This window comes from Pseudomonadota bacterium (assembly GCA_030860485.1).
Classification (GTDB): Bacteria; Pseudomonadota; Gammaproteobacteria; order JACCXJ01; family JACCXJ01; genus JACCXJ01.
Genome location: JALZID010000058.1, coordinates 13,437 through 39,526 on the forward strand (window position 1 = coordinate 13,437; position 26,090 = coordinate 39,526).

Annotated in this window: 28 protein-coding genes; 11 read left to right on the forward strand and 17 right to left on the reverse strand. The window is 65.8% G+C overall.

Translation table 11 applies throughout. The annotated features are described in order from the left end of the window. Positions 1 to 9 precede the first annotated feature (9 nt). The gene (locus M3461_03190) at positions 10 to 816 is read right to left on the reverse strand and encodes a nuclear transport factor 2 family protein (GenBank protein MDQ3773435.1); all 807 of its coding nucleotides are present in this window, start codon (positions 814 to 816) and stop codon (positions 10 to 12) included. Between the two features lie 371 nt (positions 817 to 1,187). On the opposite strand from M3461_03190, the gene M3461_03195 reads away from it, so the two are divergent. Further along, a complete protein-coding gene (locus M3461_03195) occupies positions 1,188 to 1,403 on the forward strand; it encodes a dodecin family protein (GenBank protein MDQ3773436.1) in 216 nt (71 codons plus the stop codon). Positions 1,404 to 1,443: 40 nt separating this feature from the next. Here the strand turns inward: M3461_03195 and M3461_03200 are convergent, their stop codons facing one another. Continuing rightward, positions 1,444 to 2,208 (reverse strand): sel1 repeat family protein, encoded by a 765-nt coding sequence (locus M3461_03200; protein ID MDQ3773437.1) that lies wholly within the window; start codon positions 2,206 to 2,208, stop codon positions 1,444 to 1,446. A 73-nt stretch (positions 2,209 to 2,281) separates the two neighbouring features. Then, a complete protein-coding gene (locus M3461_03205; GenBank protein MDQ3773438.1) occupies positions 2,282 to 2,929 on the reverse strand; it encodes a protein-L-isoaspartate(D-aspartate) O-methyltransferase in 648 nt (215 codons plus the stop codon). 276 nt (positions 2,930 to 3,205) lie between these two features. Here M3461_03205 and M3461_03210 point away from each other — a divergent pair, with 276 nt between their 5' ends. The 3 genes from M3461_03210 (at position 3,206) to M3461_03220 (ending at position 6,344) form a co-directional block, all read left to right on the forward strand. Beyond that, entirely contained in the window at positions 3,206 to 3,811 is a 606-nt protein-coding gene (locus M3461_03210; GenBank protein ID MDQ3773439.1) for a Maf family nucleotide pyrophosphatase, read from the forward strand. A gap of 163 nt (positions 3,812 to 3,974) precedes the next feature. Beyond that, positions 3,975 to 5,036: a sigma-54 dependent transcriptional regulator gene (locus tag M3461_03215; GenBank protein MDQ3773440.1), complete on the forward strand. Its 1,062-nt coding sequence runs from the start codon at positions 3,975 to 3,977 to the stop codon at positions 5,034 to 5,036. A gap of 942 nt (positions 5,037 to 5,978) precedes the next feature. After that, positions 5,979 to 6,344 (forward strand): hypothetical protein, encoded by a 366-nt coding sequence (locus tag M3461_03220; GenBank protein MDQ3773441.1) that lies wholly within the window; start codon positions 5,979 to 5,981, stop codon positions 6,342 to 6,344. Between the two features lie 882 nt (positions 6,345 to 7,226). Here the strand turns inward: M3461_03220 and M3461_03225 are convergent. Next, positions 7,227 to 8,189 (reverse strand): S49 family peptidase, encoded by a 963-nt coding sequence (locus M3461_03225; protein MDQ3773442.1) that lies wholly within the window; start codon positions 8,187 to 8,189, stop codon positions 7,227 to 7,229. Positions 8,190 to 8,194: 5 nt separating this feature from the next. Beyond that, entirely contained in the window at positions 8,195 to 9,205 is a 1,011-nt protein-coding gene (locus M3461_03230) for an RluA family pseudouridine synthase (protein MDQ3773443.1), read from the reverse strand. Positions 9,206 to 9,801: 596 nt separating this feature from the next. Here M3461_03230 and M3461_03235 point away from each other — a divergent pair. The 3 genes from M3461_03235 (at position 9,802) to M3461_03245 (ending at position 13,398) form a co-directional block, all read left to right on the forward strand. Further along, complete coding sequence (locus M3461_03235; protein MDQ3773444.1) at positions 9,802 to 12,138, forward strand: Rne/Rng family ribonuclease; 2,337 nt, start codon at positions 9,802 to 9,804, stop codon at positions 12,136 to 12,138. Between the two features lie 303 nt (positions 12,139 to 12,441). Further along, positions 12,442 to 12,591 carry a hypothetical protein gene (locus M3461_03240; GenBank protein ID MDQ3773445.1) on the forward strand — a complete coding sequence of 50 codons (150 nt, stop codon included), beginning with the start codon at positions 12,442 to 12,444 and terminating at the stop codon, positions 12,589 to 12,591. Positions 12,592 to 12,837: 246 nt separating this feature from the next. After that, positions 12,838 to 13,398, forward strand: coding sequence for a Uma2 family endonuclease (locus tag M3461_03245; GenBank protein ID MDQ3773446.1), 561 nt, complete (start codon positions 12,838 to 12,840; stop codon positions 13,396 to 13,398). Positions 13,399 to 13,434: 36 nt separating this feature from the next. Here M3461_03245 and M3461_03250 read toward each other — a convergent pair whose 3' ends face one another. From M3461_03250 to M3461_03305, 12 genes are all read right to left on the reverse strand, one after another. After that, positions 13,435 to 13,740: a type II toxin-antitoxin system RelE/ParE family toxin gene (locus M3461_03250; protein MDQ3773447.1), complete on the reverse strand. Its 306-nt coding sequence runs from the start codon at positions 13,738 to 13,740 to the stop codon at positions 13,435 to 13,437. Further along, entirely contained in the window at positions 13,733 to 13,954 is a 222-nt protein-coding gene (locus M3461_03255; GenBank protein ID MDQ3773448.1) for an addiction module protein, read from the reverse strand. The genes M3461_03250 and M3461_03255 overlap by 8 nt, the downstream gene beginning before the upstream one ends. 108 nt (positions 13,955 to 14,062) lie before the next feature. Continuing rightward, positions 14,063 to 15,088 (reverse strand): CDP-6-deoxy-delta-3,4-glucoseen reductase, encoded by a 1,026-nt coding sequence (locus tag M3461_03260; GenBank protein ID MDQ3773449.1) that lies wholly within the window; start codon positions 15,086 to 15,088, stop codon positions 14,063 to 14,065. Positions 15,089 to 15,131: 43 nt separating this feature from the next. Further along, positions 15,132 to 15,788 (reverse strand): ParA family protein, encoded by a 657-nt coding sequence (locus M3461_03265; protein ID MDQ3773450.1) that lies wholly within the window; start codon positions 15,786 to 15,788, stop codon positions 15,132 to 15,134. Between the two features lie 66 nt (positions 15,789 to 15,854). Next, the gene (locus tag M3461_03270; protein MDQ3773451.1) at positions 15,855 to 16,067 is read right to left on the reverse strand and encodes a hypothetical protein; all 213 of its coding nucleotides are present in this window, start codon (positions 16,065 to 16,067) and stop codon (positions 15,855 to 15,857) included. A gap of 9 nt (positions 16,068 to 16,076) precedes the next feature. Continuing rightward, positions 16,077 to 18,317: a ferrous iron transport protein B gene (gene feoB, locus M3461_03275; GenBank protein MDQ3773452.1), complete on the reverse strand. Its 2,241-nt coding sequence runs from the start codon at positions 18,315 to 18,317 to the stop codon at positions 16,077 to 16,079. Further along, on the reverse strand, positions 18,314 to 18,544 hold the full coding sequence (locus tag M3461_03280) for a ferrous iron transport protein A (protein MDQ3773453.1): 231 nt from the start codon (positions 18,542 to 18,544) through the stop codon (positions 18,314 to 18,316). Before M3461_03280 ends, feoB begins: the two co-directional genes overlap by 4 nt. Before the next feature lie 88 nt (positions 18,545 to 18,632). Further along, the gene (locus M3461_03285) at positions 18,633 to 18,896 is read right to left on the reverse strand and encodes a ferrous iron transport protein A (protein ID MDQ3773454.1); all 264 of its coding nucleotides are present in this window, start codon (positions 18,894 to 18,896) and stop codon (positions 18,633 to 18,635) included. A 306-nt stretch (positions 18,897 to 19,202) separates the two neighbouring features. Further along, positions 19,203 to 19,421: a hypothetical protein gene (locus M3461_03290; GenBank protein ID MDQ3773455.1), complete on the reverse strand. Its 219-nt coding sequence runs from the start codon at positions 19,419 to 19,421 to the stop codon at positions 19,203 to 19,205. Between the two features lie 296 nt (positions 19,422 to 19,717). Further along, positions 19,718 to 20,209, reverse strand: coding sequence for a TonB-dependent receptor (locus M3461_03295; GenBank protein ID MDQ3773456.1), 492 nt, complete (start codon positions 20,207 to 20,209; stop codon positions 19,718 to 19,720). Between the two features lie 109 nt (positions 20,210 to 20,318). Beyond that, complete coding sequence (locus M3461_03300; protein ID MDQ3773457.1) at positions 20,319 to 20,507, reverse strand: hemin uptake protein HemP; 189 nt, start codon at positions 20,505 to 20,507, stop codon at positions 20,319 to 20,321. A 216-nt stretch (positions 20,508 to 20,723) separates the two neighbouring features. Then, on the reverse strand, positions 20,724 to 21,602 hold the full coding sequence (locus tag M3461_03305) for a phosphoribulokinase (protein MDQ3773458.1): 879 nt from the start codon (positions 21,600 to 21,602) through the stop codon (positions 20,724 to 20,726). A gap of 163 nt (positions 21,603 to 21,765) precedes the next feature. Between M3461_03305 and msbA the strand changes: the two genes are divergently transcribed. The 4 genes from msbA to M3461_03325 all read left to right on the forward strand — a co-directional run. Further along, on the forward strand, positions 21,766 to 23,526 hold the full coding sequence (gene msbA / locus M3461_03310; GenBank protein MDQ3773459.1) for a lipid A export permease/ATP-binding protein MsbA: 1,761 nt from the start codon (positions 21,766 to 21,768) through the stop codon (positions 23,524 to 23,526). 317 nt (positions 23,527 to 23,843) lie between these two features. Further along, a complete protein-coding gene (locus M3461_03315) occupies positions 23,844 to 24,362 on the forward strand; it encodes an ATP-dependent zinc protease (protein MDQ3773460.1) in 519 nt (172 codons plus the stop codon). After that, positions 24,337 to 25,242, forward strand: coding sequence for a 30S ribosomal protein S6--L-glutamate ligase (gene rimK / locus M3461_03320; protein MDQ3773461.1), 906 nt, complete (start codon positions 24,337 to 24,339; stop codon positions 25,240 to 25,242). Before M3461_03315 ends, rimK begins: the two co-directional genes overlap by 26 nt. Then, positions 25,242 to 26,090 (forward strand): succinylglutamate desuccinylase/aspartoacylase family protein (locus M3461_03325; GenBank protein MDQ3773462.1); only part of this gene is annotated, 849 nt, incomplete at its 3' end. The genes rimK and M3461_03325, both read left to right, overlap by 1 nt.

A 26,090-nucleotide genomic window follows, 5' to 3' on the forward strand; every position in this document is an offset into this window, starting at 1 on the left:
TCCTCGGGTTCAGGAGCCCGGTTGAGTTCTAGGCACGCGTTTCCAATGATAGGTACCGCCCCACTGCCGCGGCGGGATGTTGTGATGTTCGCCAACGCGGGTATACCACCATACCCCGCGCGCCTCCTGCCCATCCTCCGAGATGAGCAGATCGAATCCGCCTTCCCGGTCGTTGCCGCCTTGTTGCCAGGTCCCCTGCCACTTGCGGCCGGCGCACTTCGTGGTCATGAGGCGCCCCCCCTGGTGGGTGTAGGTGCCGTTGCCGGAGGCGTCCAGGGTCGCGGTATAGGCTTTGTCTTCTTCCTGGACCGCCCACTGTCCGCTCAGATCGGGCGCGGTGGCGGCGGGCTCCTGAGGCGCGGTCTCGGAAACGGACATGAGACCCGCGGCGCCGTCGCGAAACGACTCGTGCCATGACACCAGGATCCAGCGCCCGTGGCGGCGCTCCAGCACCCCGGTCTCGCGCAGCGGCATCACCGTGCGGGTCTCCCCCCCGCCGCTGGCCACATAGCGGATGTAGTCGAGCTCCATCGCGAACCACGCGACATCGCCCCGGGTCCAGACCTGGAGGTCTTTGATCGGGACCTCGAGGCGGGTGACGGCTTCGAACTCCGCTTCCATGTCGCGAGCCAACAACGTCCAGCCGATGTACTTCCGGCCGTGGATGGTGTAACCAACGGCGTCGTCGCCCGCGTCCATCCAGCGCGCCATCGCTTCGAGGTCTTTGTCCTCGTTGGCTTTGACCAGGGCGCGCAGCACCGCCTCGGGATCGCTGGGTTCCCCCGCAGCGGCTGTCCCCGGGAATGCCAGGACCATGGCAACCGTAGCGAAAGTGATCAAGCGCGACACGGATATCGCGGGGATCGAGCGGCCGGCGCAGTCGAGACGCCGATGATCGCGACGGTTCGGTAGTGGGCGGTGCGGGCTGGAAGGAGGGGGGCGATGGCTCGCATCGCCCATGAGGCTACCCGCGCACGGTTCGGTTTGTCAAATCGCGTGCAGCGGGGCTCCGGCCGGCGCCGGGTCGAGCCCCGATGCCTGGCGCAGGCCAATCCGCAGGCTATAGTTGAGTCCGTGGGCTATAGTTGAGATAGTACGAGGGCTTGAGCGGCAGGGACTTGACCGGCAGGGAATGGCAGGGCCGCCGGCAACGACATCTCACCAAAACATCGCGAAGGAGGATCGTCATGCCCGACAGCATTTACCGGGTTACCGAGATCATCGGTACCAGCCCCGTGTCGTGGGAAGAAGCCGCCCGTCATGCCGTGGAGGCCGCGGCGCGCAGCCTGCGGGACCTGCGCGTGGCCGAGATCACGAAGCTCGACATGAAGGTCGAGGACGGTAAGGTCGTGGCCTATCGCGCGCGGGTGCAGCTCTCGTTCAAGTACGAGCCCCACCTATAGCCGCTCGTAGCGGTCACCGAGCGGGTGGGCGCGGGACGGCTCAACCGGGGGGCTCGTAACCGCGCATCTCCTGCTCGTGTTGCAGGCGGATGGCCTCGGTATACTCCTCCGGGGTGAGGAGCTTCGCGATTCGATCGCGTTCGCTGGCCGCCCCGGGGTCGTCCTGGTCGGCGGCCAGCGCGTACCACACGTAGGCCTGGCGGTTGTCACGGGCGACGCCGAGCCCATCGCGGTACATCACGGCCAGGTTGATCTGAGCCGACTTGAGCCCTTGCTCGGCGGCCATCCGATACCAGCGTGCCGCCTCCACTGGATCGGCGGGCAGGCCGAGCCCGCCGTCATACATGAGACCGAGGTTGAACTGCGCCTCGGAGTCGCCGCGCGCGGCCGACTTGCGGAACCAGTAGGCCGAGAGAACAGGGTCCTTGGGCAGGAGCTTGCCCTCGAAGTACATCACCGCCACATTGAATTGGGCGCCGGGATCGAGCTTGTCGGTGGCCTGGTGAAACCACCGGGTGGCTTGTGACTGATCGGGCGCCACCCCTTCGCCGTTCGCGTGCAGGAACGCCAGCCGGAACTGCGCGTCGATGTCCCCGCGTTCGGCCTCCACCGTAAGCAGGCGCAGGGCGGTCGCGAAGTCGCGGCGCTTATAGGCGGCCTCGGCCTCGGCGAGGTCCGCCCGAGCCGGGCTCACGCCCCCGAAAACCACGGCTAGTGAGACCCACGCCGCTACGCGCCGAAGGCCTCTGAACGACGCCAATCGCCCGGTGTCGACGCAACGGGCCGGGTCACTCATCGTACTCATGGGTCGGGCATTCTAGCGCCGCGCTCGCGTCCTATCGAGCCCTTGCCCAGCGAAGCCTCGTGATCGATCAGGGCTAGCACAAGGTCCCCGTCTCGTTGGTGTCGAGCTGTGAGAAGCGCACCGGCAATAGCTCTTTGGTTCCGATATGTCCGTCCATGTCCTTGTCTACGAGGATCAGCTTCTGCGACTCGGAAAGCCCCGCCGGGATCACCATCTTGCCGCCGCGCTTGATCTGGTGGATCAAGGGCGGCGGGATGAGGTCGGGGGCGGCGGTCACGATGATCTTGTCGAAGGGCGCCTGCTCCGGCCAACCGTAGTACCCATCGCCCAATCGCGTCTCGACATTGCTGTACTCCAAGCGCTGCAGGCGTTTGCGCGCCTGGGCGGAGAGCTCCTCGATGCTCTCGATGCTGCACACCTTGCGAACCAACCGGGACAGGATCGCCGCCTGGTACCCCAGGCCGGTCCCGATCTCCAAGACCACATCGGTCTCCTGGGGATCCAGGAGATCGGTCATGAGCGCGACGATGAATGGCTGGGAAATGGTCTTGTCGAAACCGATGGGGAGCGGCGTATCGGCATACGCATAGAGCTGTAGCTCCAAGGGCACGAACTCGTGCCGCGGTACCTGCGCCATCGCCGACATGACTCGTGGGTCGAGGGCGCTCTTGCCGATGTACTCCTGGGCGAAGGCCGTGTGCGTGGCAATGTCCGCCAGCATCTGCTGGCGTAGCTCCTGGATGTAGGTCTCGTTCATTGGCAGAGGCGGCTCGCCGCCGATCGGACGATTGTCCGACACGCGACTCCCGTAGCATATTATGCGCGGCTTGCGGCGCGCGGATAAGCCCTGTCCGCGGGTGCCGCGGCCAACCGACCCTGCCACTGCCGGGAGTAGAGACGGATGCTTTGGAATCGCCATATTCCCTGTCGGCTGCGCGTCTCCGGGACCACGGAGGGCCCGGTGCTGGCGTTGCGGGCGCCGTAGCGGTCCTTCGGCATGCGGCGGCGGCTGGTGCTGGCCTCGTCCTCGGCCCATCGCCGCTTGCTCCTGGCGCGCCTGCGGCTGCCGTTCACGGTCGCCCGGCCGGCGGTCGATGAGACCCGCCACGCGGGCGAGGCCCCGTCCAGGCTGGTCGAGCGGCTCGCCCGGTCCAAGGCCCAAGCAGTAGCGAGCGGCCATCCGGGGGCCTTGATCATAGGCTCCGATCAGGTGGCGGTGTGCGCTGGGGAGGTCTTGAACAAGCCTCTGGACTTCGAAACCGCGCGCCGCCAGCTACGGGCCCAGAGCGGTCGGCGGGTCGAGTTCCTCACCGGCCTCTGCCTGTTGAACGCGGCCACGGGTCGCGTGCAGATCGACTGTATTCCCTATCGGGTGTGGGTGCGTGAGCTCGGCGACGACCACATCGACGCCTATCTGCACGCCGATGCCCCCTACGACTGCGCCGGGAGTTTGCGCTCGGAGGGGCTGGGGATCTCGCTCTTGAGCCGCATGCAGGGCGAAGACCCGACCGCCCTCATCGGCTTGCCGCTCATCCGCCTGGTCGGCATGCTCGGTGTTGAGGGTGTGGAGGTGCCGGCCGGCGCGAGGGACCCCGGTCCATGAATCACGCGAAACCCGCCTAAACCGGAATGGCCGACTCCCGCTACTATTTCACAAGCTTTTTGTGAAGTAGTCCACGGCGCAGGCTGCGCCGCCATGGGATCCTCGACGCACACAGCGTCTCGTCGCACGGGCGGGCGAAACTGCTCAGCCTCAGAGTGTTTCCATGAAAATAGTAAGCGCGCAGGTCACGGACAGGTCGGAGCAATGGCTCCAGCTGTCCGATCTCCCCTTGCCGCTCGGCCGATCCGAGGCCATGCGGCGAGTCCACGACCAAATCCGGCGGCTTGCTTCGACCGACACCACGACCCTCATCTACGGAGAGACGGGTACCGGCAAGGAGCTGGTGGCTATGGCGCTGCATCGACTGAGCAGGCGAGGATCCGGGCCCTACCTCTGCGTCAACTGTGGTGGTCTCCCGGATGGCCTCGTCGAAAGCGAGCTCTTCGGCCACGTGAAGGGGGCGTTTACCGGGGCATTCCAGGAACGCACCGGGCGATTCGAGGCTGCGCACGGCGGTACCCTGTTTCTCGACGAGATCGGCGACATCTCGCCCGCGGTGCAGATCCGTTTCCTGCGGGTTCTGGAGACCAAGTGCGTCGAACCGGTCGGCAGCCATCGGGCGCGCAACGTCGATGTACGCATCCTTGCCGCTACCAACAAACCCCTCCGTGACGAAGTGGGCGCCGGGAGATTTCGCAGCGACCTCTACTATCGCCTCAACGTCGCCATGATCGAGCTACCTCCGCTCCGCGACCGGCGGGAAGACATCCCGCTCCTCGCCCGCTATTTCCTGGACGAGCTTGGGCGCCGGTCGCGCCGAGGGGCAGCGGAGATCAGCACCGAGGCCATGGAGGTTCTCATGCACCATGGCTGGCCGGGCAACGTGCGTGAGCTACGGAACGCCATTGAATACGCGTCCGTCCATGCGCAAACCGATGTGCTCCGGGCCCCCGATCTGCCCCAGTTCCTTAACGATTGTGGGATAGGAGAGCCTTTTCCCGAGCGCCGCCGTGGCGATCGCCGGCGCAGGATGCCGGAGGACCGCCACCTAGGAACTTTGGTTACCGCGGTGTGTTGCGCGGAGCTGGATGGGCCTACCCTGGAGCGCCTGCTCGACGCAAATCGATGGCATGTAGGGCATACCGCAGCTTATCTGGGCGTGCATCGGACGACACTCTGGCGTCATATGCAGCGCCTGGGTCTCATCAAGGACTCCGAGTCATGAGGTTGCAGTTGCAACGTAGTGTTGCAACCGACTCGTGCAAACGCTCGCCACGCACGGCAGCGGCCCCGCGTGATCCATTGCAACGTCTTGATCACTAACGACCATTCGTAGCTCTGCTGGTGGCGCGATGGTTGCGCCGTAAGCCCGGGCCCCTCCTCTATATATATATTATTGGGGGGGGTGTCTGCCGACATCGCGGCGGACGAGAGCAACGGAGAAACTCGTTGCTTGATCCGCCGAACCACGCGATCGAAGGCGATGCTACACAGAATCCGGATCCAGTGCTAGGTGGATTCTGCCTAGCACACTAATTTCGGATTCTGTCTAATCAACTCGTTAGATTTCACGAGAGCTCGATGCATAACTGAGCCACAATTGGCGCGTTTGCCTACGGAGACTTGCCATCCCGATTCTTGCAGCGGTTGTCATACTGATTCAGTTCTGTTTTGCGCTTCACGCCCTGAAGACGGGTCGGCCGTATTGGTGGATCTTTATTATCATGGCCTTTCCCGTCATGGGATGCGTGATCTACTACTTCGTTGAACTATTCCCCGGTGGTGCTCTTTTCTTCGCGGCAACGGCGCAAGCTGGGTTTTCGGCACCGGGACGGGTTGACGCCATTGAACAAGGTCAGAGTTCTTTCGTCTCAGGCGGCACATTCGTCCGCTTGCAGGGCGTCAGATGCCCCGGGAGAACGGACAGAAGCGAATCGAGTGAACCTTTTCCCGTTTCCGGGAAATATGAATTCGGGAGGGGACGGAACAAGGTCTCAACCTAAACGTAGTGACGCTAGCCAAACCAACAATGGCAAAGAGTCACTCACATCACCTTGTGATGAACATGCTATAGGAGTGCATCAACATGAACGTGAAAAAGATATCTATGCCCGCTTACGCTACCTTAAACCCAGTAGCTCTGAATTCGCATAAGGAGGATAGAGAGATGAACAGAAGAAACCGAACCGGCCGGCGGGCCGCGGTGGCGCGGGCCGCGATGGCGCTGGCCGCGGTCTCGGCCACGCTGGCGGTCTCCCCTCCCGCCGAGGCACATCCCACAGTCAGCGGCCCGCACTGCGAGTCCGGGGACGGCTACTTCAGCTGTATCATCACCATCACCGGATCCGTGCCACCTGTAGACATCCGCTGGTACATCAACGGCCGGCACGCACCCCAGTTCGACGACCGGCGGTGGGTGGACGGAGGCTGCCCGATCGGCAGCCGCGTGGGCGTCAAGGTGGTAGTGACCGACGCGACCGGCGTCCCCGTCTCGAAGGGCAAGGCCGTCCTGTGCCACGAGAACACCCCCTGATCGAGGGTTGCTCGACCCGGCAACCATTGCCCCACGGGCACGCCAATCCGGCGTGCCCGTGGTTCGTCTGTAGCCGGGAGAAGCGAGGCGCGAGTGGATGCCTCCGACGGCTTCGCCCAGATGACGGCGCACAGCGGCAGCGCTGCGTGACCATCCGCTTTAATGACATGCCAGCGGCAGCGGTGGGGAAAATCCTCGTCTCCGGGAGGCGATCTCCAGAGGGCATGCATATGGTCGGGCAGCAACACCCAAGCCTCGATCACAAACGGATGGGTCAAACGAAGCGTTCCGATCGTTTTCCGCAGGCCGAGCGCACATCGGCATCGGTGACAACGTTTGGCGCCGATAGGCGTTGACGGTGAAGAAATAGGTACCACCCGGCACATGGGCGCGACGGTAATCAGGCATGATAGAATCATACCGCCAATGAATGGCGCGGGCTCGCGCCCTACGCCTTTTGGCGACCGGGGCAGGGCAATGGAGTGGCGGCAAGCCGACCGGGGCCGAGGTGCATCTTTCCGATGCCGGGCGGCCAGTCAGCCCGTTGGTGCTGGAGGATCGGGGGTGATCCTATTTTGCGATACCTCCGCCTTGGTAAAGCTCTACGTGGTCGAGGCGGAGAGCGCCACGGTCACAGGGCTAGTGGCGGCGTCCGAGGTGGTAGCGGTTTGCCGGATCGCATGGGCCGAGGTGTTCGCCCCGTTCTCGCGCCGCGCGCGAGGCGCCGGCCGCCGCTCATCGCGCAATGGCGGTCACTCAAGAACCGCTCGTCTTCGCCTGCTTCGATGCGCGCCTCAACAAAGCCTCTCGCGTCTTGGGAAATGGAGGCGCGCTGCGGTCTGTGACCGGAATCCAAGCCCCGGCGCCCTCGGCCGCCAGGGATCACTGTACGACCGGCACGCTCCTGGCCAGAACCTTGGCCACCGCCCCCCCGATGCCATCCGACAGGCGCTCCAGTAAGGGCACTTCGTGAGTGAAATCGACGATATCCTCGGCCCCGATCACCTCGCGGGCCACATAACTGCTGCTGCCCAGGGCATCCACGAGCCCGAGCGCTACCCCCTCCTCGCCGGTCCAGACGAGCCCGCTGTAGAGGCTCGGGTCGTCTTTCAGGCGCTCACCCCTGCCCTTCTTGACCACATCGACGAATTGGCTGTGCACCTGGCTCAATACCCCCTTGAGGTGGTCCACGTCCTCGGGCTTGGCGGGCGAGAACGGGTCCAGGAAGGCCTTGTGCTCACCGGCCGTCCATAGCCGCCGCTCGATGCCGAGCCGATCGAGCGTCCCGACGAAGCCGAAGCTGCGCATGGCCACGCCGATGGACCCGACCAGGCTGGCCTTGTCGGCGAAGATCCGGTTGGCCGCGACGGCGATGTAGTAACCGCCCGAGGCGCACACGTCCGTGATCACGGCGTAGACAGGGATGTCCGGGTACTTCGCCCGCAGGCGATAGACCTCGTCGTTGACGTAGCCGGCATGGACGGCGCTGCCCCCGGGGCTATTGATACGCACGATCACGCCCTTGGTCCTGGCGTCCTCGAAGGCCTTGCGCAGGCCCGTAACCACATTGTCCGCGCTGGCCTCGGGGTCCGAACCGACGACCCCTTCGATGTCGATCAGGGCCGTATGCCACTCTCCCGAAAGCGATGTGGGCAATTGACCGTTGGACAGAGAGAGGACCAGCAAGGTCACGAGGTAAACGGCGAGCAACGACTTGAAGAAGATCCCCCAGCGACGCGCCCGGCGCCGCTCCGTCACCGCGGCGGAGAGCAGATCGGAGACGAGCTTGCGCTCGAAGCCCTGCTCGGGGATCGGTTCCGGTCTCGAAGCGGATGGGTCATCCATCTGGGTTATTCCTCTATAAGATGACGGTCGGCCGCACGCAACGCCTGGAGGACCCCGCGGAGTGCCGCCGGCAGTTCCGTCACGATCGAGATGCGCGCCCCCGAGCTGGGTGAAACCAATGAGATGCGGTGCGAGTGCAAGAACAGGTCCCGCAGCCCCAGGTCACGCATCACCCGGTTGAATCCCTTGTCTCCATACTTGGCATCGCCTGCTATCGGGTGATCGATCTCCATGGCGTGAACCCGGATCTGATGGGTGCGGCCGGTGATCAAACGCGCCTCCATGAGACTGGCGCTCCGGAACAGCTCGCGCGGGGCGAACACGGTACGTGCGGGCTTTCCGTCCGTCGCGACACCGACCATTCGCTCGCCGGACCTCAGCACGTCCCGACGCAGGCCGAGGTCCACGACCTCCGCCCCACCCCGCCAGCGACCCCGCAGGAGGGTGAGATAGGTCTTTTCGATCCGGCCCGCGCGCAGCATCCCGTGGAGCGCGCGCAACGCCTCGGGGCGCCGCGCCACCAAGAGGCAGCCCGAGGTGTCACGGTCGAGCCGATGCACCAGCTCCAAATAGCGCTCCTCCGGGCGCATCGCCCGGAGCGCCTCGATGAGCCCCAAGCTCACCCCGGTGCCGGAATGAACGGCCACGCCCGCGGGCTTGGCCAGCGCGAGGAGATCCGGGTCTTCGTAGGCCACGGCGTCTCGCAGCGCGGTCTTCAGCCATTCCGGGATGTCACGCCCTTGGTTCGGAGGAGCCTCCGTATAGACCGGAGGGATGCGCAGCCGGTCACCGGGACATATTCGATAAGCGGGCGTGACCCGACCGCCATTGACCCGCGCCTCACCGCTTCGCAGCATGCGGTAAATGCGGCTCTTCGGGACCCCCTTGAGGACCGACGCCAGAAAATTGTCGATGCGCCGGCCGGCGTGCTCGGGCGTGACCTCCATCTGGCGTACCTGCCGGGTTGCCGGCACTGTCGCTTCCGGCGGGGTGACCATCGCTGTCGATTGCTGCATGACGGTATCGTTGTTATAGTACCTTAAGCTGACATAATCCGGTCTGCCCCGCTAGGGCGAGCGGGGCGCGCCGCCGGGGCCTGCCGGTCGGAAGCACGTCCATGGCGGGATCGCGGTCGAGCAAACGTCGATGCTCCCAGGTAACATCGCGCTTGGCGGTCCCGGAACCAGGGCACGAGCTATCCGTAGCAGGTGAGCGCGCAGTCCGGCTTCGGCGTAAACGAACCGAAGCAGCCGCTCGCCTGGAAGGGACCGCGCAGAGCGCTGCCTTGCATTATGCCTGGGTCACCCGCCGGTGCGGCGGGCATGACCCACGGGATCCGGCCCGGGTCCGTTCAACGCCTTGAGCGAGGGTGTGGTCTTCTTTAGAGCCGAACCGATCCCTTATGACCCGTCTAAAAACCTGTGCGGGCGCTGTCCGCGCTGTGAGCGGACCAGCGGGCGTGGGCGAACGATCCGACTTCGGGCTATTGCCGTGATGAACCGGGCCATGATGAACCGGCCTGGCAGCCTTGGGGCCGGGATCGACGGCGGTATCGAACGCCGCTCGGGCGCCGTCCATCGCCACGACCTGCGCCTATTAGGATACCAACAACATGAAACGAATGTTGATCAACGCAACTCACCCCGAGGAGTTGCGGGTGGCCCTCGTGGAGGGGCAACGCCTGTATGACCTCGACATCGAGGCGGTAGGACGAGAACAGCGCCGATCCAATATCTACAAGGCCCGCGTGGTCCGGATCGAACCGAGCCTGGAGGCCGCGTTCGTCAACTACGGTAGCGACCGGCACGGCTTCCTGCCACTGAAGGAGGTCGCGCGCGGACTGTTCTTGGAGCCGCCTCGCTCGGGCTCGCGGCTCAACATCAAGGAGGTGTTGCGAGAAGGCCAGGATCTGGTCGTGCAGGTCGAGAAGGACGAGCGCGGAACCAAGGGCGCCATGCTCACGACCTTCGTGAGCCTGCCCGGCCGTTATCTCGTGCTCATGCCCAACAACCCGCGCGCCGGGGGCGTGTCCCGCCAGATCGAGGGGGACGAGCGCGAAGAGGCCCGCGAGGCCCTAAGCAGCCTCGACATCCCCGAGGGCATGGGCCTCATCCTGCGCACCGCGGGCACCGGCAAGGGCCCCGAAGAGCTCAAGTGGGACCTCGAATACCTGCTGCGCCTGTGGCGCGCCATCGACGAGGCGGCCCAATCGCGGACGGCGCCTTTCCTCATCTACAAAGACCAGGACGTCATCATCCGCGCCATCCGAGACTACCTGCGCAACGACATCGGGGAGATCCTGATCGACGACCCGGCCCTCCATGAGAAGGCCCGCGAATTCATGCAGCAGGTCACCCCCCAGAACCTCCGCAAGCTCAAGCTCTACGAGGATAGCGTCCCGCTGTTCAGTCGTTACCAGATCGAGAGCCAGATAGAGACCGCCTTCGGCCGCGAGGTCGCGCTGCCCTCCGGAGGGGGGCTCGTGATCGAGCCCACCGAGGCACTTATCACCATCGACATCAACTCGGCACGCGCCACGCGCGGTGCGGACATCGAAGAGACCGCGTTCAACACCAACCTGGAGGCCGCCGACGAGGTCGCGAGGCAGTTGCGGCTGCGGGACCTCGGGGGTCTCATCGTCATCGACTTCATCGATATGTCCAGCCAGAAGAACCAGCGGGAGGTCGAGAACCGGCTCCGGGAGGCCCTCAAGATGGATCGCGCGCGGGTCCAAATCGGCCGCATCTCGCGCTTCGGTCTCTTGGAGATGTCGCGCCAACGCCTGCGCCCGTCGCTGACCGAGTACAGCCACATCGTGTGCCCGCGCTGCGATGGGCAGGGCACCATCCGCGGGGTCGAGTCCCTGGCGCTGTCGGTGTTGCGGATCATCGAAGAACAGGCCATGAAGGACTCCACCGCCCAGCTGGTCGTGCAGCTGCCGGTCGAGGCGGCCGCTTTCCTGCTCAACGAGAAACGCCAGGAGGTCGGCGGCATCGAGTCCCGCCAAGACGTCCGGGTCTTGGTGCTACCCAACCCCAACCTCGAGACGCCGCAATACGACCTCAAGCGGATCCGCCACCAGGACCTCGCCTTGGCAGGCCCCCGCGAGGCCAGTTATCAACTCATCAGCCGGACTCCGGCCGCCGAGATCGAGGTCGGGACGGGCGACATGCGCCCCACCGAGGGGCCGGCGGTGAAGGACATCTTACGCGATACCCCTGCGCCCCACCCGCCGCCCCCCCCGCTGCCGCTGTCCTTCGAATCCAAGTCCGTCGGTCACGGCAGTTTCATTCGCCGGCTGTTTTCCAGCTTGTTCGGAGAGGATCGGTCGGAGCCGGGTGTGGACCCCGACGCTCCGGCCGCCAAGTCGGCGCCCGTGGACCTGATCGAGCCCGAGGCACCTGCCCCCACACGCGAGGGCGCCGAGCAAGGGCCGCATCACCGGCGTGGCCGTCCCGCGCGGGGAGGCGGCCCGCGCCGCGGGCGTCCACGCCCGCCCCATCGGGCGTCCGAGGTCGTGGAAGGCGATGCCGGCGCGCCGCCGCCATCCGCTCGTGACGAAGAAACGGCCAGCGAAACAACGACCGCTGCACCTCCTCCGGAAGAAACGAGACAGGCCGCGGCGACCCCGGAGCGAAGCACCTCGCGGCCCTCGCGCCGCGGTGGACGGGGCGGTCGCCGGCGCGGTCGCCGCGGGGCGAGGGCGCATCCCGAGAGCCGTGATCCGAGCCAGCCGTCGGGGACCGCCGCGACCGGATCAGAAGGCGGTCCCGCGGCACCATTTTCATCCGAGGTCTCGGAGTCCGGCGATCATGACCAAAGCGAGCCTAGCGAGAGCCCCCCGCGCGCGGCGGATGACTCCTGGATCGCCGCGCTACCAGCCAACCCCGCGCCGCCTAGTTCACCGGCCGACGATCGGCCAGCGGAGTGGCCCAGACCTCAGGAGTGATCGCGCGAGTCTTGATCCCACCGGTGTCGCACGTCGGATAACGACGTTCACTCCTGGCCCCCCTCACGTTGGGAGGGAGCACCGTAACGTCCCGCCGCCACGCGCCGCCGATCAGCGGCGTCTATGTCAGCTCAGGGTGGGGGATTTTGGGGTGGCCACAAGTGGGGGACTTTGGGTGGCCGCCGGGGCGCGGTGGAATGGTTGAATAGCTCAGGCATTCGGCATGTGCCGACGCGCATCGGAAAGTACGAGAGGGCACTCGCAACGCCTCTAGACGCGTTTCGTAGTTCCGACTTCGAGACTATGCGGCAGCAGCTTGTCTCAATCGTCGCCGCGTTGTTCGAGGTGAGTGATCTGATCGACATCCATCGTCATCTGTCCGGCAAATTCGACCACGAGTTGGTCGAACACGTGAAAGCGTCGGTCAGCGGGGCCCACAAGCTACGTCGATGAAAACGTCGAAACCTCTTCAAACGCGGCCCATTTCTGCATGACTCTAGCCTAGTTCGAAGAGTGGAGCGAATTCAAGATTCATCTTTCTAAGCATACCAGGCGCACCGATCGAGGCGGTATGACGCCGCCAGAGAAAACCGGCGCTTAGCCCCTGCTACAATCCGCTCGAACACAGGCCTCGAACGCCCGGCCGCTCCGGTCATCCCGGCGACCCGATCCGACTATCGACAGGGCGAGCACACGACCATGGCCCATCCAGAGCCCAAACCCGCGACCTATCAAGACATCATCGACCTACCGGAACACCTGGTTGGGGAAATCATCGCCGGCGAGCTCTATACCCAGCCGCGGCCCGCGCCGCGCCATGCGCGCGCATCGTCGGTGGTGGGCGGCAAGCTGACGGGGCCGTTCGATGCGGGGGATGGCGGACCCGGGGGCTGGTGGATCCTGGACGAGCCGGAACTGCACCTGGGGCCGCATATCCTGGTGCCGGATCTTGCGGGCTGGCGGCGGGAGCGGATGCCGAGCTTGCCGGACACGGCGTGGTTCGAGCTGGCTCCGGACTGGGCGTGCGAGGTGCTGTCGCCGGGTACTGCCCGCAAGGACCGGGTGAAGAAAATGCCGATCTACGCCGGCAGCGGCGTGAGACATCTGTGGCTGTTGGACCCGGACCAGCGAACCCTGGAGGTCTACCAGAATGCCGGTGGCCGCTGGCTGCTGCTCGGGGTTTTCGAGAACGAGGACGAAGTGGAGGCCCTCCCGTTCGACGCCATCGCGTTCAATCTCGGCGGTTTGTGGGCCGATTGAAACGGGTCGTCTCAATCCTCATGGGTTGTTCCTCCATCACCTGCGCCTCAGACGTTTCTTCCATTTCGCTGGGTCTTGAGAGCAATGGAAAACGGAATAGATGACGATACCTTCGTCTGTCGGTTCGTAGAAGATTTCAAAGGGAAATCTCCGAACCAATGCGCGCCGAAAGTCGTCAATGGCGACTCGGTACAGAAGAGGATGACGCTGGATATTTTCTACGCACGCTCCGATGCACCGCAAGAACTCCTCTCCGAGACCCGGCTCTCGATCTTGGTACCAACGGTAGGATTCTGCGATGTCGTCGTCTGCTTCGGGCGTGAAGACGACACGCTCAGTCATGCTCGGAACGCGCCCGCTGTTTCACTGCTTCCCAGGTCTGGCCTGAGCCGGGGTTCCGGGCGAACTGCTCCTTGCGGCGTCTCAGTTCACTTGCCTTCCAGTCTGGCACGGGCAGATCTTCGCTCTCCTCTGCCAAGCTGTCCCACAAGTCTTCAACGAGCTGCAGCCGTTCTGCACGACTCAGCTCGAAGAGTGGAGCAAATTCAGGGTTCATGGTTCTAAGCATACCAGGCGCGCGGGATGATGAAACCCTTCTCGATCCAAAGCCTTCGAAACGGTCGAGGTCAGGCTCACTCTTGAGCTCGAGTAGTCGTGCTCGGCGCTACGCGGGCCGTGCGTCGCTGGCGCGCTCGAAGGAATCGGAGTACAGATACCCCGGGTCCAGCCCCTTGCTCGGCAGAGTGGCGCGGATGGCCTCGACCATGGGCGGCGGCCCGCTGGCGTAGACCTCGTACTCCCCGAGTGCTTCGAAGTCTTCGAGCACCGCCTCGTGTACGAGCCCCGTCCGCCCGGACCAGGGCTCGTCGGGGCTCGGGTCCGAGAGTACGGGCGTATAACGCAGTTGGGCGTGTCGCTCCGCCCAGCCGCGCGCGAGGCCATCGAGATAGAGATCCTCTCGGCTGCGGGCGCCCCAGTAGAGATGGAGCGGGCGATCCGTCCCTTGGGCGAAGGCATGCTCGATGAGCCCCTTGATCGGCGCGAAACCCGTCCCGCCGGCGATACAGATGATGGGGCGCCGCGATCCCTCGTCCAGCACGAAGCCGCCGAGCGGACCCCGGATCCGCAAGAGGGTCCCCTCGTGCATCCCGGAGAACACGAAGTCGGAGAACGCCCCGTGGTGATAATGGCGGACATGCAGCTCCAGGAACTGATCATCCTCAGGGGCATTGGCGAGCGAGAACGAGCGACTGCGTCCATCCGCCAGCAGGACATCGACGTACTGGCCCGCCAGGAACTGGAGGCGCTCGGCCTTCGGCAGGCGCAGCCACAGCCCCATCACGTCTTGGCAGAGCGGTTCGCGGCGCGCGACCCGGCAAGGCAGGGTCCTGATCGGGATCCGGTTCAGGGAATCGATCTCGCGGATCTCGAGCGTGAGGTCGCTGCGAGCGTGTGCCTGACAGACGATGGCATAGCCGAGCGCCTGCTCCCGCGGGTGCAATGCGGGGGGCTCACCCTGGGGATAGGTGATCTCCCCGCTCTGCACCCGGCCCTTGCAGGAGCCACACTCACCGTTACGGCACCCGTAGGGCAACCGGATCCCCTGGCGCAGGGCGGCATCGAGGATGGCCTCGCCCGCCTGCACCTCGAAGCGGTGCCCGCTCGGCCGGACGGAGACGGTAAATGCCACGCGGCGGACGGTCAGTGCGAGAGATCCGCACCGCCCCGCGTGATCACGGCTGACTCCTCGTACTGTTGAGCCAGCGCAACACCGGTTCCCACTGCTCTCGGTCCGGCAGGGTCGCGGAGCGGGCGAATTCGAAGATGCTCAACCCGCGCTCGGCGGCATGCACGTAGTTCTGGCTGGCGCGCAACACGGTGAGGAACGGCAACTTGTGGCCGTCGGGCAGCTTCAGCGACTGGAGATACCCGGACAGGCTCACGGCCGCGAGCGTGTGGTCGCGGACCCGGTTGGCCACGGTGCAGAGCTTGACCTCCTGATTGACTACGCGCCGCAACTCCATCATCTCTGCGACGAAGCGGGCCGCGTGGCGCATATCGATCGGTGACGGCAGTACCGGGATGATGACCGACTGTGCACGGCGCAGGAGATCCCCCAGCACCCGGTGGTCATGGATGGCGGCCGGCGAGTCGATGATCACATAGTCCGTGTGCTTGGGGACCCTGAGCGGTTCCTCCCAGGCCGCCACCGCCCGGATCGGGGGATGATCGGCCGGTCGCCCCGCCACCCAGTCCATGCTCGACCCCTGCGGGTCGAAATCGGCCAGCACCACCGACTTCCCGCGCTCGGCGTAATAGCCGGCGAGGGTGGTCACTAAGGTCGATTTGCCACAGCCACCTTTCGGGTTCAGCACCAGTATCGAGCGCATCGCCGGGTCCTCCCTGTTTTTCCGCCCATTATAGCCACAGGGACCGTCCGGGTCATACGCCGGCGATTAGCGGCGTTTGGAGGACTTCGTGCGACGCGGCAGGAAGACCAGCGTACGGGTGGTGCCTTCAGCATCGCCGCGCGACGACCCCTCACACCCGTGGCAGGCGGTCCCGCCGGTCCCCGGCCGACGGCGCCGATACCGCCGTGCATAAAAGAAGACGCCGACGATGGCGGCGACCAATGCCAGGGCCAGATACTCTTGTGTCGCAGGGTCCATCGAGCCCAACTACGTAAGGAAGCGGCCGGCCTCGACCGACACGAGGGCGCCCAGATACCCGAGACCCGTCATATAGACCCAGGCGAACCCGGCCCAGCGCCAGGAGTTGGTCTCGCGCCGGATCACGGCCACGGTGGCCGTACACTGGAGGCAGAAGGCATAGAACAGCATGAGCCCGACCGCCACCGATACCGAGAACACCTTGCGCCCGTCCGGCCAGGCCGATCCTTGGAGGCGCTGGATCAACCCGGCGTCCTCTGCTTCGACCTCGGCGCCCACGGCATAGATCGTCCCCAGGACCGCGATCACCACCTCGCGGGCCGGGAAAGAAGCGATCACCGCGGCCGTCACCTTCCAGTCCCATCCGAGCGGCGAGAACACGGGTTCGATCACCCTTCCCAGGCGCCCCAGCGCGCTCTGCTCCAGGTACGCCGCGGATTCCTGCCGGTCCAGCTCCGCCAGGCGCCGCTCCAGGGGGTCCCCAGCCAGGCTCTCTTCTGCCACACCGCGCTCGGTTTGGAAACCTGCGTGCAGCGCCGGAGGATGCGGGAAATAGACGAGCGCCCAGATCACCACGGACACGGTCAAGATGATGGTGCCGGCGCGCGTCAGGAACACCTTGAGCCGTTCGGCGAGCTTGATCGCGACGGAGCGCAGTTGCGGCAGGCGATACGGCGGCAGCTCCATGAGGAAGCTCGGGGTCGGGCCGCGCAAGAGCGTCCTCTTCATGAGCCAGGCCGTACCGACGCCACCGGCGATCCCGAGCAGGTAGAGCCCCAGCAACACCAGCCCCTGGAGGTTCAAGAGCCCATAGGCATAGTGCGTGGGGGGCACGAAGGCGGAGATCAAGAGGGTGTACACCGGCAGACGCGCCGAGCAGGTCATGAACGGCGCCGCCAGGATGGTGGCCAGGCGATCGCGGGGATTGGGGATGACGCGGGTCGCCATGATCCCGGGCACGGCACAGGCGAAGCTGGACAACATAGGGATAAAGGACTGGCCGGACAGACCGCACAGGCGCATGAGACGATCGACCAGAAACGCCGCACGCGCCATGTAGCCCGTGTCCTCCAGGAAGATGATCAAGGCCGAGAGGATGGCGATCTGCGGCAGAAACACCACGACACTCCCGACCCCGGCGATGACCCCATCGACGAGCAGGCTCGCCACGGCGCCCTCCGGCAGGCGCTCGGCGAGGAGCGCGCCCGCGGTGCGGGTGGCCTCATCGATGAGGTCCATGAGCGGTTGCGCCCAGAAGAACACCGACTGGAACACGGCTGCCATCAAGAGGAGAAACGCCAGGCTGCCGGCCACGGGGTGGTTGAGCACCCGGTCCAACCGGTCGCTCTGGGTCGGGCCCCTCGGCACCCGGCGCTCCACCGCCGCCACCACGTGGTTGATCCAGTGGTAGCGCCGGCGCGTCTCCAGCGCCGCGACCGATCCCTCCGCCGCGAGTCCTGTCCGGACCCCGCGAAGCAGCGCCAGGGTCGAAGCGCCGTGCTCGCGACACAGACGCGTCTCCGCGTACCCGCCTTCATCGATGAGTGCTCGCTCGACCTCATAGGCAGCCACCACCCGGCCCGCCTCCCGCAAATCCTCACACAGAGCTTGTGCCGCCGCCTGTAGCTCGGGTGCCACGATCAGCGACTCGCGGTCCCGGCTCTCCAAGGCCACACCGAGGACGTGCCGCAGGGTATCGATGCCCTCCCCGCGCGACGCCACCAGCGGGACCACCGGGACGCCGAGGCGCGCTGCCAGTCGCTCGACGTCGATCGCGATCCCTTTGCTACGCGCCAGATCCATCATGTTGAGGGCGATGACCACGGGTCTATCGAGCTCCAGGACCTGGCTGGCCAGGTACAGGTTGCGCCTTAGGTTCGAGGCATCCATGACCACCAGGACCACCGCGGGCCGGCCGAGCTCGGGGATGCGCCCGAGGAGCACATCGACGGCCACCATCTCATCGGGGGACTGCGCGGCCAACGAATAGGTCCCCGGCAAATCGACGAGCTCGGCATCGCCGCCCGCGAGGCGCAGCGTCCCGGCGTGACGCTCGACCGTGACGCCCGGATAGTTCGCGACCTTCTGGCGCAGCCCGGTCAGGGCGTTAAAGACCGTGCTCTTGCCGGCATTGGGGTTGCCGATGGCGACCACCACTTTTTTATTTATATAACTTCTGGGCCCGCCCTCGCGCGCGGCCATGACACGAGGAGGCTCCGGCGACACGCGGCCGGGCTCGGCAGGGTTCACGCCACCTCCGACACGAGCACGACCCGCGCCTCACTGCGACGCAGGGACAAGGCGTAGCCGAGGATCTCGATCTCGATGGGGTCACCCATGGGGGCGGTGCGGACGACGGTGAAGGGCTGTCCTTCGATCACGCCGAGTTGCATCAGGCGATGGACCACCGGACCCGACTCGCGGAACCCGGCGATGGTCCCAGAGCGACCGGGCGCCAGATCGGCCAGGGTGGTCATTGACGTATCGGCCCTAAGTTAGTGCGGAGGGGAGTCATGGGGTCGGGCCTGCCCCGCGGCACTTCCCGCAGGCGCGACAGTGACGCGGCTAGCGCCCGCCGATCAAAGCGACTTCGATCTGGTCGGCCTCGGCCCGGCTGATGGCCCAGCGCGTCTCTTCCAGCCGTACGGCGATGGGGTCGCCCTGCTGCAACAGGGTGACCTCCACGCCCGGCAGGATCCCGCGCGCCGCAAAACGCTGGAACAAGGCCGAGGTCAGCGCGGGCACCGAGAGGATCACCGCCACCTCCCCCGCAGAGAGGTGACCCAAGGTCAAGGGCCGAACTGTGAACGGGTGTCCGCTGGAGACCATGGCGGGAGTATACCATAGACGATAACGATGTCGATTCGCATTTGCATCTGGCGCATCGGCGGGTCGCAACACGCCGGCGCGTTCGCTTGGTCGGGCTATAAAGGACCCCATCCCATCGCGATACCCGCCCTCCCCTCGCTGATCCACGAAGTGCAGGCTGCCGAACAGGCCGTCGGCCTCGCCGTTCGGCCCGGCGGTGAAATAGAAGAAGTTCGCACGTCCGAGGCTCGCGCCGTTGCCGAACGCGAGCCCCCAGAGGCCATCAATCTGGTTGGCCTGCCGATCCTGGCCGCGCAGGTATCCCTTCTACCGCCCGCTTTTCAAGCCATCGGCGGGGCGCGCGGAGGCGCCGTTCAGTATCGGTTGATAGGCGCCATCGAAGGCGTCAATGCGGCGCAGGCCGAAGTTGGCGGCGTAGAGGCGGTTGCCGGAGGAAAAGGGCGTGATCGCGAGGCCCTTGTACACCGATCCGGCCTCACCGTTCACGATGAGGTCATACGGCCCCTCCCAGAGGGCGTCTTCCAAGGATGGATGTGGATTCGGCGGCCGCGTCGGACACGGGAGCCCTGGATCGCACGCACCTGCCAGCGCGCCGCCATCGTCCGATAGAGGGGCCGCAAGCCCCAGTCCGGCAGGTCCCTGTGCTCGGCGATGATCCGCAACTGGCGGCTGATGCGGAGTGCGAGGCAGGGCCGGACCGCGTCGTCATGGCAGGCGGTAGTGGGCCATGAGCACCCCCAGCCCCGCGTGCAATAGCTCCAGATCGTTGATCAATACCGAAGGTCTGGTGGACGGTGCGTGCATCGGGGATCGCCTCCCCATCAAAACCACGAAGAGACCGAGACCTTGAAATTCCGCCCGGCCTCATCGATGAGCAAAAGGTGGCGGCGGTACGACTTGTCGCTCAGGTTATCGATTCCGAAATCGACCCTGAAGATCTCGACCTGTTTCAGGAGACCGGGATTGATGAAGAACCGGCCTTGATGGCCTAGGTTGAAATCCTGCCGCGCCACATCGATGGTGGTGACGATGCGTGCCTCGTCGACGCCGCGGATGTTGGCCGTCTCGCCGATCCGCCTCGGACCCGATACGACCTCGACGTTCGGCAACTCCTCCCGCAGGTCATCGATGCGCTGCGGCTGCTCCGATTCGATGCGCTCGGAACCGACGATGCTCACCGAGGCCGGGACCTCGAAGGCCGAACGCTCCGTCGTGGTGGCCGTGACTGTGACCACCTCCAGCTCGATGACGGGCTGGTCCGCCGGAGGCTCCTCCCCGCTGGCGGCGGAGATCGACCACATCAAGACGGGCAAAGCGACTCGACTCGACACATGACAGCCTCCCGACGTTTCGGGCTGGCTGCCTCGTGCCGTCGGGCACGCGGTGGCTCGCGTCTCGTTGGACTAGTTGACCAGATAACGACTACTTGGTCAGGATCAGCTTCCCGGCCCGTGTGTGGCGCAGGTGGTACTCCTGCCCGGCATGCTCGATGATGACCTCGTGCCGGCCGGCCAGCAGATCGCGGCTCGTAAGCCGGCGCTTCGGGGCCGTCGTGTCGCGGGTCCCCGCGCCCTCCCAGACGCTTCGCCTCCGCTCGGGTCTGTCGGGCATGCTCATACCGACAAATGATAATGCTTCTCATTCGCGTGTCAAGGGGTGGTGTTCTTGCCGAAGGCGTGCTCCCCGACACGCACAACCGAGAAGTGCGCCACCGGTCTAGCCGCACTCGGCCACTCGGTGAGCTTGGGGAAATGGCCGGGCACAAGCGAGATACGGGCTGGGGGAAGGGGCTCTGGTCATCCGGCGCGGCCGATCGAGGCCTGCGCGTCACGCTGCACGCCGCCGCTGTTTCAGCATGCGCTGGAAGACCGGCGCCAGGATGAGATCGATGGCAAGGACCTTCTTCCCGGCCGGGATCATCAGGGTATCGTGGCGCGACAGGGTAGCCCCGGCCAGGACCTCCACGAGGTAGCGGAAATCCACCCGCAGCTTCTTCATGTTGCGGATATGGATGATGACATAGCTCTCTTCATCCCCCGGGATCTCCTCCGCAGCGAACGGGTTCGAGGTATCGACCGTCGGTACTCGCTGGAAATTGATGTCGGTGCGGGAGAACTGGGGGGTGATGTAGTGCACGTAGTCATGCATGCGGCTCAGGATCATGCGCGTGGCCGACTCGGTGCTGTAGCCGCGCACGGCCCGATCGCGGTCGATCTTCTGGATCCATTCCAGGTTGATGATGGGGACCACGCCGATGCTGAGATCGACGTAGCGCAGGACGTCGTACTCGTCGCTCACCAGCGCCCCGTGCAGCCCTTCGTAGAACAACAGATCGGTGTCGGGTGGGAGGTACTCCCAGGGTGTGAAGGTGCCGAGCGGCTGGTGGTGCAAGGCCGCCTGCGCCTCGTTATGGACGTAATACCTGCGCCGGCCGTGGCCGTCTTCGGAGTAGCCCCGGAACAGCGACTCGAGCTCCTCGAACAGGTTGCCTTCGGGCCCGAAATGGGTGAGGCGTCCTCCGCCGGCCATGGCCTTGTCGCCCGCCGCCTGCATCGCGGCGCGGTCATAGCGGTGAAAACAATCCCCCTCGATGATCGCCGGTTTGATGTGCTCGCGCCGAAAGACGTTTTCGAAGGCGCGCCGGATATAAGTGGTCCCCGCCCCGGACGACCCCGTGACCGCGACGATCGGATGTTTTTTCGACACGGGACCCCGCCCTCCCCCGCTATGCTGCGCCCCGGGCCATTGTATGTCGGCCCCGACATCCGGGCCATCGACGGGGAGCGACTATAATGGCGAGGCTCCGCCCCCCGATCGCCACGATGCCGATACTGCGCCGCGCAAAAGAATACTCCCCACGGCGGCGGGCATGAGCGCGGGTCCACCGCTCTCGGGCGCGGAGCTGTATCGACGGCTCTTGCGCTATGTCTTACCCTACCGCCGGACCTTCGCGATCGCGATCGCGAGCATGGTGGTCCTGGCCGCTACCGAGCCGGCCCTGCCGGCGCTCCTGCAGCCGCTACTCGACGGCACCTTCGTCGCGCGCGACGCCGCCGCCCGGCTCACCGTCCCGATGCTCATCGTCCTGTTGTTCATGGTTCGCGGCGCGGTCGCCTACGCGGGTGATGTGGCCGTCAACTGGGTGGCGCAAAAGGTCGTCATGGACCTGCGCGCGGAGATGTTCCGGCGCCTCGTGGCCTTGCCGACCCGTTTCTTCGACGATACCGGCTCCGGCGAGCTGATCTCGAAGATCACCTTCGACGTCGCCCAGGTCGCTCAGGCCGCCACCCGCGGCCTGACCGTGCTGGTTAAGGACGCCCTGGCCGTCGTCGGGCTCATCGCCTATCTCCTGTACCTGAACTGGCGGCTCGCCATCACCATCCTGTTCATGGCCCCGCTCATCGGGCTCGCGGTACGCCTCGCGGGCCGGCGCTTGCGGGTAATGAGCCAGAGGGTGCAGGAATCCATGGCCGCCGTCACCCAGATCGCACAGGAGACCATCGAATGCCAGAAGACGGTCAAGGTCTTCGGCGGTCAGGACTACGAGCTGGCCCGCTTCCAGACCGCCATCAACCGCACTCGCCACTATTCCATGAAGGTCGTGACGACCTCGGCGGCCAACGTCCCGATCGTCCAGATCCTGGTCGCCATCGTCCTCGCCATCGTCACCTATCTGGCCGCTACCCAGTCGGCGGCGGGCCAGCTGAGCGTCGGGGAGTTCGTGGCCTTTTTCACCGGCATGACCCTGCTGCTGCCGCCCGTCAAGCGCATCACGGGCATCAACGAGCACCTGCAACGGGGACTGGCCGCCGCCCACAGCGTATTCAAGTTGATCGACGAGGGGTTGGAGCCCGATCTCGGCGGCGTCGAGATCGCGCGCGCGCGCGGGGAGATCGTGTTTTCGGAGGTGGGCCTGCGCTATCTGCACCGCCGGGCGCACGCCCTCACCGCGGTTTCCGTCACCATCGAGGCCGGTGAGACGGTGGCGCTCGTCGGGGCCTCGGGCAGCGGCAAGTCGAGCCTGGTCAATCTGATCCCGCGCTTTTATCTCCCCACGGAGGGCCGCATCCTTCTGGATGGGATCGACATCGCCGATCTCGGCCTGACGTCGCTCCGCCGCAACATCGCCCTGGTGAGCCAGGACATCCTGCTGTTCAACGATTCGATCCGCAACAACATCGCTTACGGTGCGTTGCGCGGTGTCGGGACCGCCGAGGTCCTGCAGGCCGCCCAGGCGGCGCATGTCCTCGAGTTCGTGCGGGAGCTACCCGACGGCCTCGAGACGCTGGTCGGCGAGAATGGGGTGCGCCTCTCCGGAGGGCAGCGCCAGCGCCTAGCGATCGCCCGCGCCATTCTGAAAGACGCCCCGGTCTTGATCCTGGACGAGGCGACCTCGTCGCTCGACGCGGCCTCCGAGCGCCACATCCAGGAGGCCCTGGAGACCCTGCGCCGAGGACGCACCTGCCTCATCATCGCCCACCGCTTGTCCACGATCGAAAAAGCCGATCGCATCATCGTGCTCGAGAACGGCCGCATCGAAGCGCTCGGCCGGCACGAGGACCTGATCCGCCAGCAGGGCGTCTATGCGACCCTGTATCGGATCCAGTCCCGCGCGCGGGAGACCGGCTGATCCGAGCCGCGCGGCCCCGAACCCCACCACCGCCCCGCGGCGGGGCGCCCTATCGTGATTCGCCCGCATTCACGACTTCCCCGTTGCGATCAGGCCCCGTCGTGATTGATCTACCAGCATGCGTGGGTTATAAGAAGGACAACACGATCTCGCCGAAACACTTTTTCACCCGGGCGTTTTCACCCCGAGCCCCAGGGTCGAAGACAACATCTTTCGCGACTGAGCACGTGACGGCCCGCAGACGGTTGCCTAAACCCCGCTCACACCCCGCGCGTCCCGGACAGGAGGAGCATCGATCCCCGATCGGCCGATCGCCGATCGGCGAGCCGGCGCCATCCACGCCCGTCGGATGGCGCGAGTGGCTGGCCCTGCCTGCGCTTCGCATCCCGGCCATCAAGGCCAAGATGGACACCGGCGCGCGCACCTCGGCGCTACACACCTTCCGATTGGAGCGCTACGATGAGGATGGACGGGCCCACGTGCGATTCTGGATACACCCCCTGCAAGGGCGCGGGGATATCGTCCTGCCCTGCGTCGCGGAGGTCATCGATCTCCGCACCGTGAGCGACTCGGGCGGCCACCGCGAGCGGCGCTATGTGATCCGCACCGCCCTCGCCTATCGGGATCGGGAATGGCCCATCGAGTTGACGCTGACCAATCGCGAGGACATGCTGTTCCGGCTCCTCATCGGCCGCAGCGCCATGATGCAGGGTGGACTGATCGTAGACCCAGCCCGATCGTACCTGGGCGGGCGCGCGCTGGGTCATGCCTATAGAAAAAGGTTTCCCCCCACCCATGGCGGCCCCGAGCATGAAGATCGCCATCCTGTCCCGTAACCCCAGGCTGTACTCGACCCGGCGGCTGGTCGAGGCGTGCCGGGCGCGCGGGCACGAGGCGTGGGTCTTCGACGTCCTGCGCTGCTATATGAACATCACCTCCCACCGCCCGAGCATCCACTACAAGGGCGAGCACCTCGGGGGGTTCGACGCCGTGATCCCGCGCATCGGGGCCTCGGTCACCTCCTACGGTACCGCGGTCCTGCGCCAGTTCGAGATGATGGGCGTCTACCCCTTGAACGAATCGGTGGCCATCAGCCGGGCGCGCGACAAACTGCGCGCGCTCCAGCTCCTGTCGCGCAAGGGCATCGGCCTGCCCGTGACCGGTTTTGCCCACAAACCCGACGATATCGCCGATCTGATCGAGATGGTGGGCGGAACGCCTGTGGTCATCAAGCTCCTGGAGGGCACCCAGGGCATGGGGGTGGTGCTGGCCGAGACCCACAACGCCGCCAAGAGCGTGATCGAATCCTTCCTCGGTCTCAAGGCCAGCGTGCTGGTCCAGGAATTCGTCAAGGAAGCGGGGGGCAGCGATATCCGCTGCATGATCGTCGGCGACAAGGTCGTGGCGGCCATGAAACGCCAGGCCCGGGCCGGTGAGTTCCGCGCCAACCTGCACCGCGGCGGGGAGGCGATGCTGGCCAAGATCACCCCCGAGGAGCGCTCGACCGCGGTGCGAGCGGCCCAGACCATGGGGCTCAACGTCGCCGGCGTGGACATCCTCCGTTCCAACCACGGGCCGCTGGTCCTCGAGGTCAACTCCTCGCCGGGGCTCGAGGGGATCGAGCGGGCCTCCGACAAGGACATCGCCGGGATGATCGTCGAGTTCACCGAGAAGTTCGCCCGCACCGGCCGCACCCGCACGCGCGGCAGCGGCTGATGGACACGGCGCTGACCCAGCCCCCCATCCACATCGGCGGCGTCGAGATCCCGGCCGGCGAGCGCCGGCTCATCGATCTGCCGGTTCCCCATCTCTACACCCACGCCGCCCTCACCATCCCGGTTCGGGTGCTGCACGGCCGCCGGCCGGGCCCGCGCCTCTTCGTGTGCGCGGCCATCCATGGTGACGAGATCAACGGCGTAGAGATCATCCGGCGCGTGCTAGGGGTCAAGGGGATCGAGCGCCTCATAGGCACGCTGCTCGCGGTCCCGGTGGTAAACGTCTATGGGTTCATCAACCAGTCGCGTTATCTACCCGACCGCCGCGACCTCAACCGCTGCTTTCCTGGCTCGGAGAAGGGGCCCCTGGCGGCGCGCCTCGCGCACGTCTTCTTCAGCGAGATCGCGGCGCTCTGCACGCACGGGATCGACCTCCACACCGGGGCTATCCACCGCCACAACCTGCCCCAGGTGCGCGCCTGCACCGATGATCCGGAGACCATGCGCATGGCGCGCGCCTTCGACGCCCCGGTGCTCATCAACACGGCGCTCGTGGACGGCTCGATCCGCCGGGCCCTGGCGCGCCGCGGGATCCCGATCGTGGTCTACGAGGCCGGCGAAGCCCTGCGCTTCGACGAGGTCGCGATCCGGGTCGGCGTACACGGCGTCCTGTCGGTAATGCGCTATCTCCGGATGCTGCCGCCCCTGCGTACCCGGCAGCCCCGCATCGAACCTCTGGAGGGCCGCTCGAGCGGCTGGGTACGGGCACCGCAGAGCGGCATCCTGCGCACGCTCACCCCGCTCGGGGCCAGGGTAGAGGCACATCAACGCCTGGGCGTCGTGGCCGAC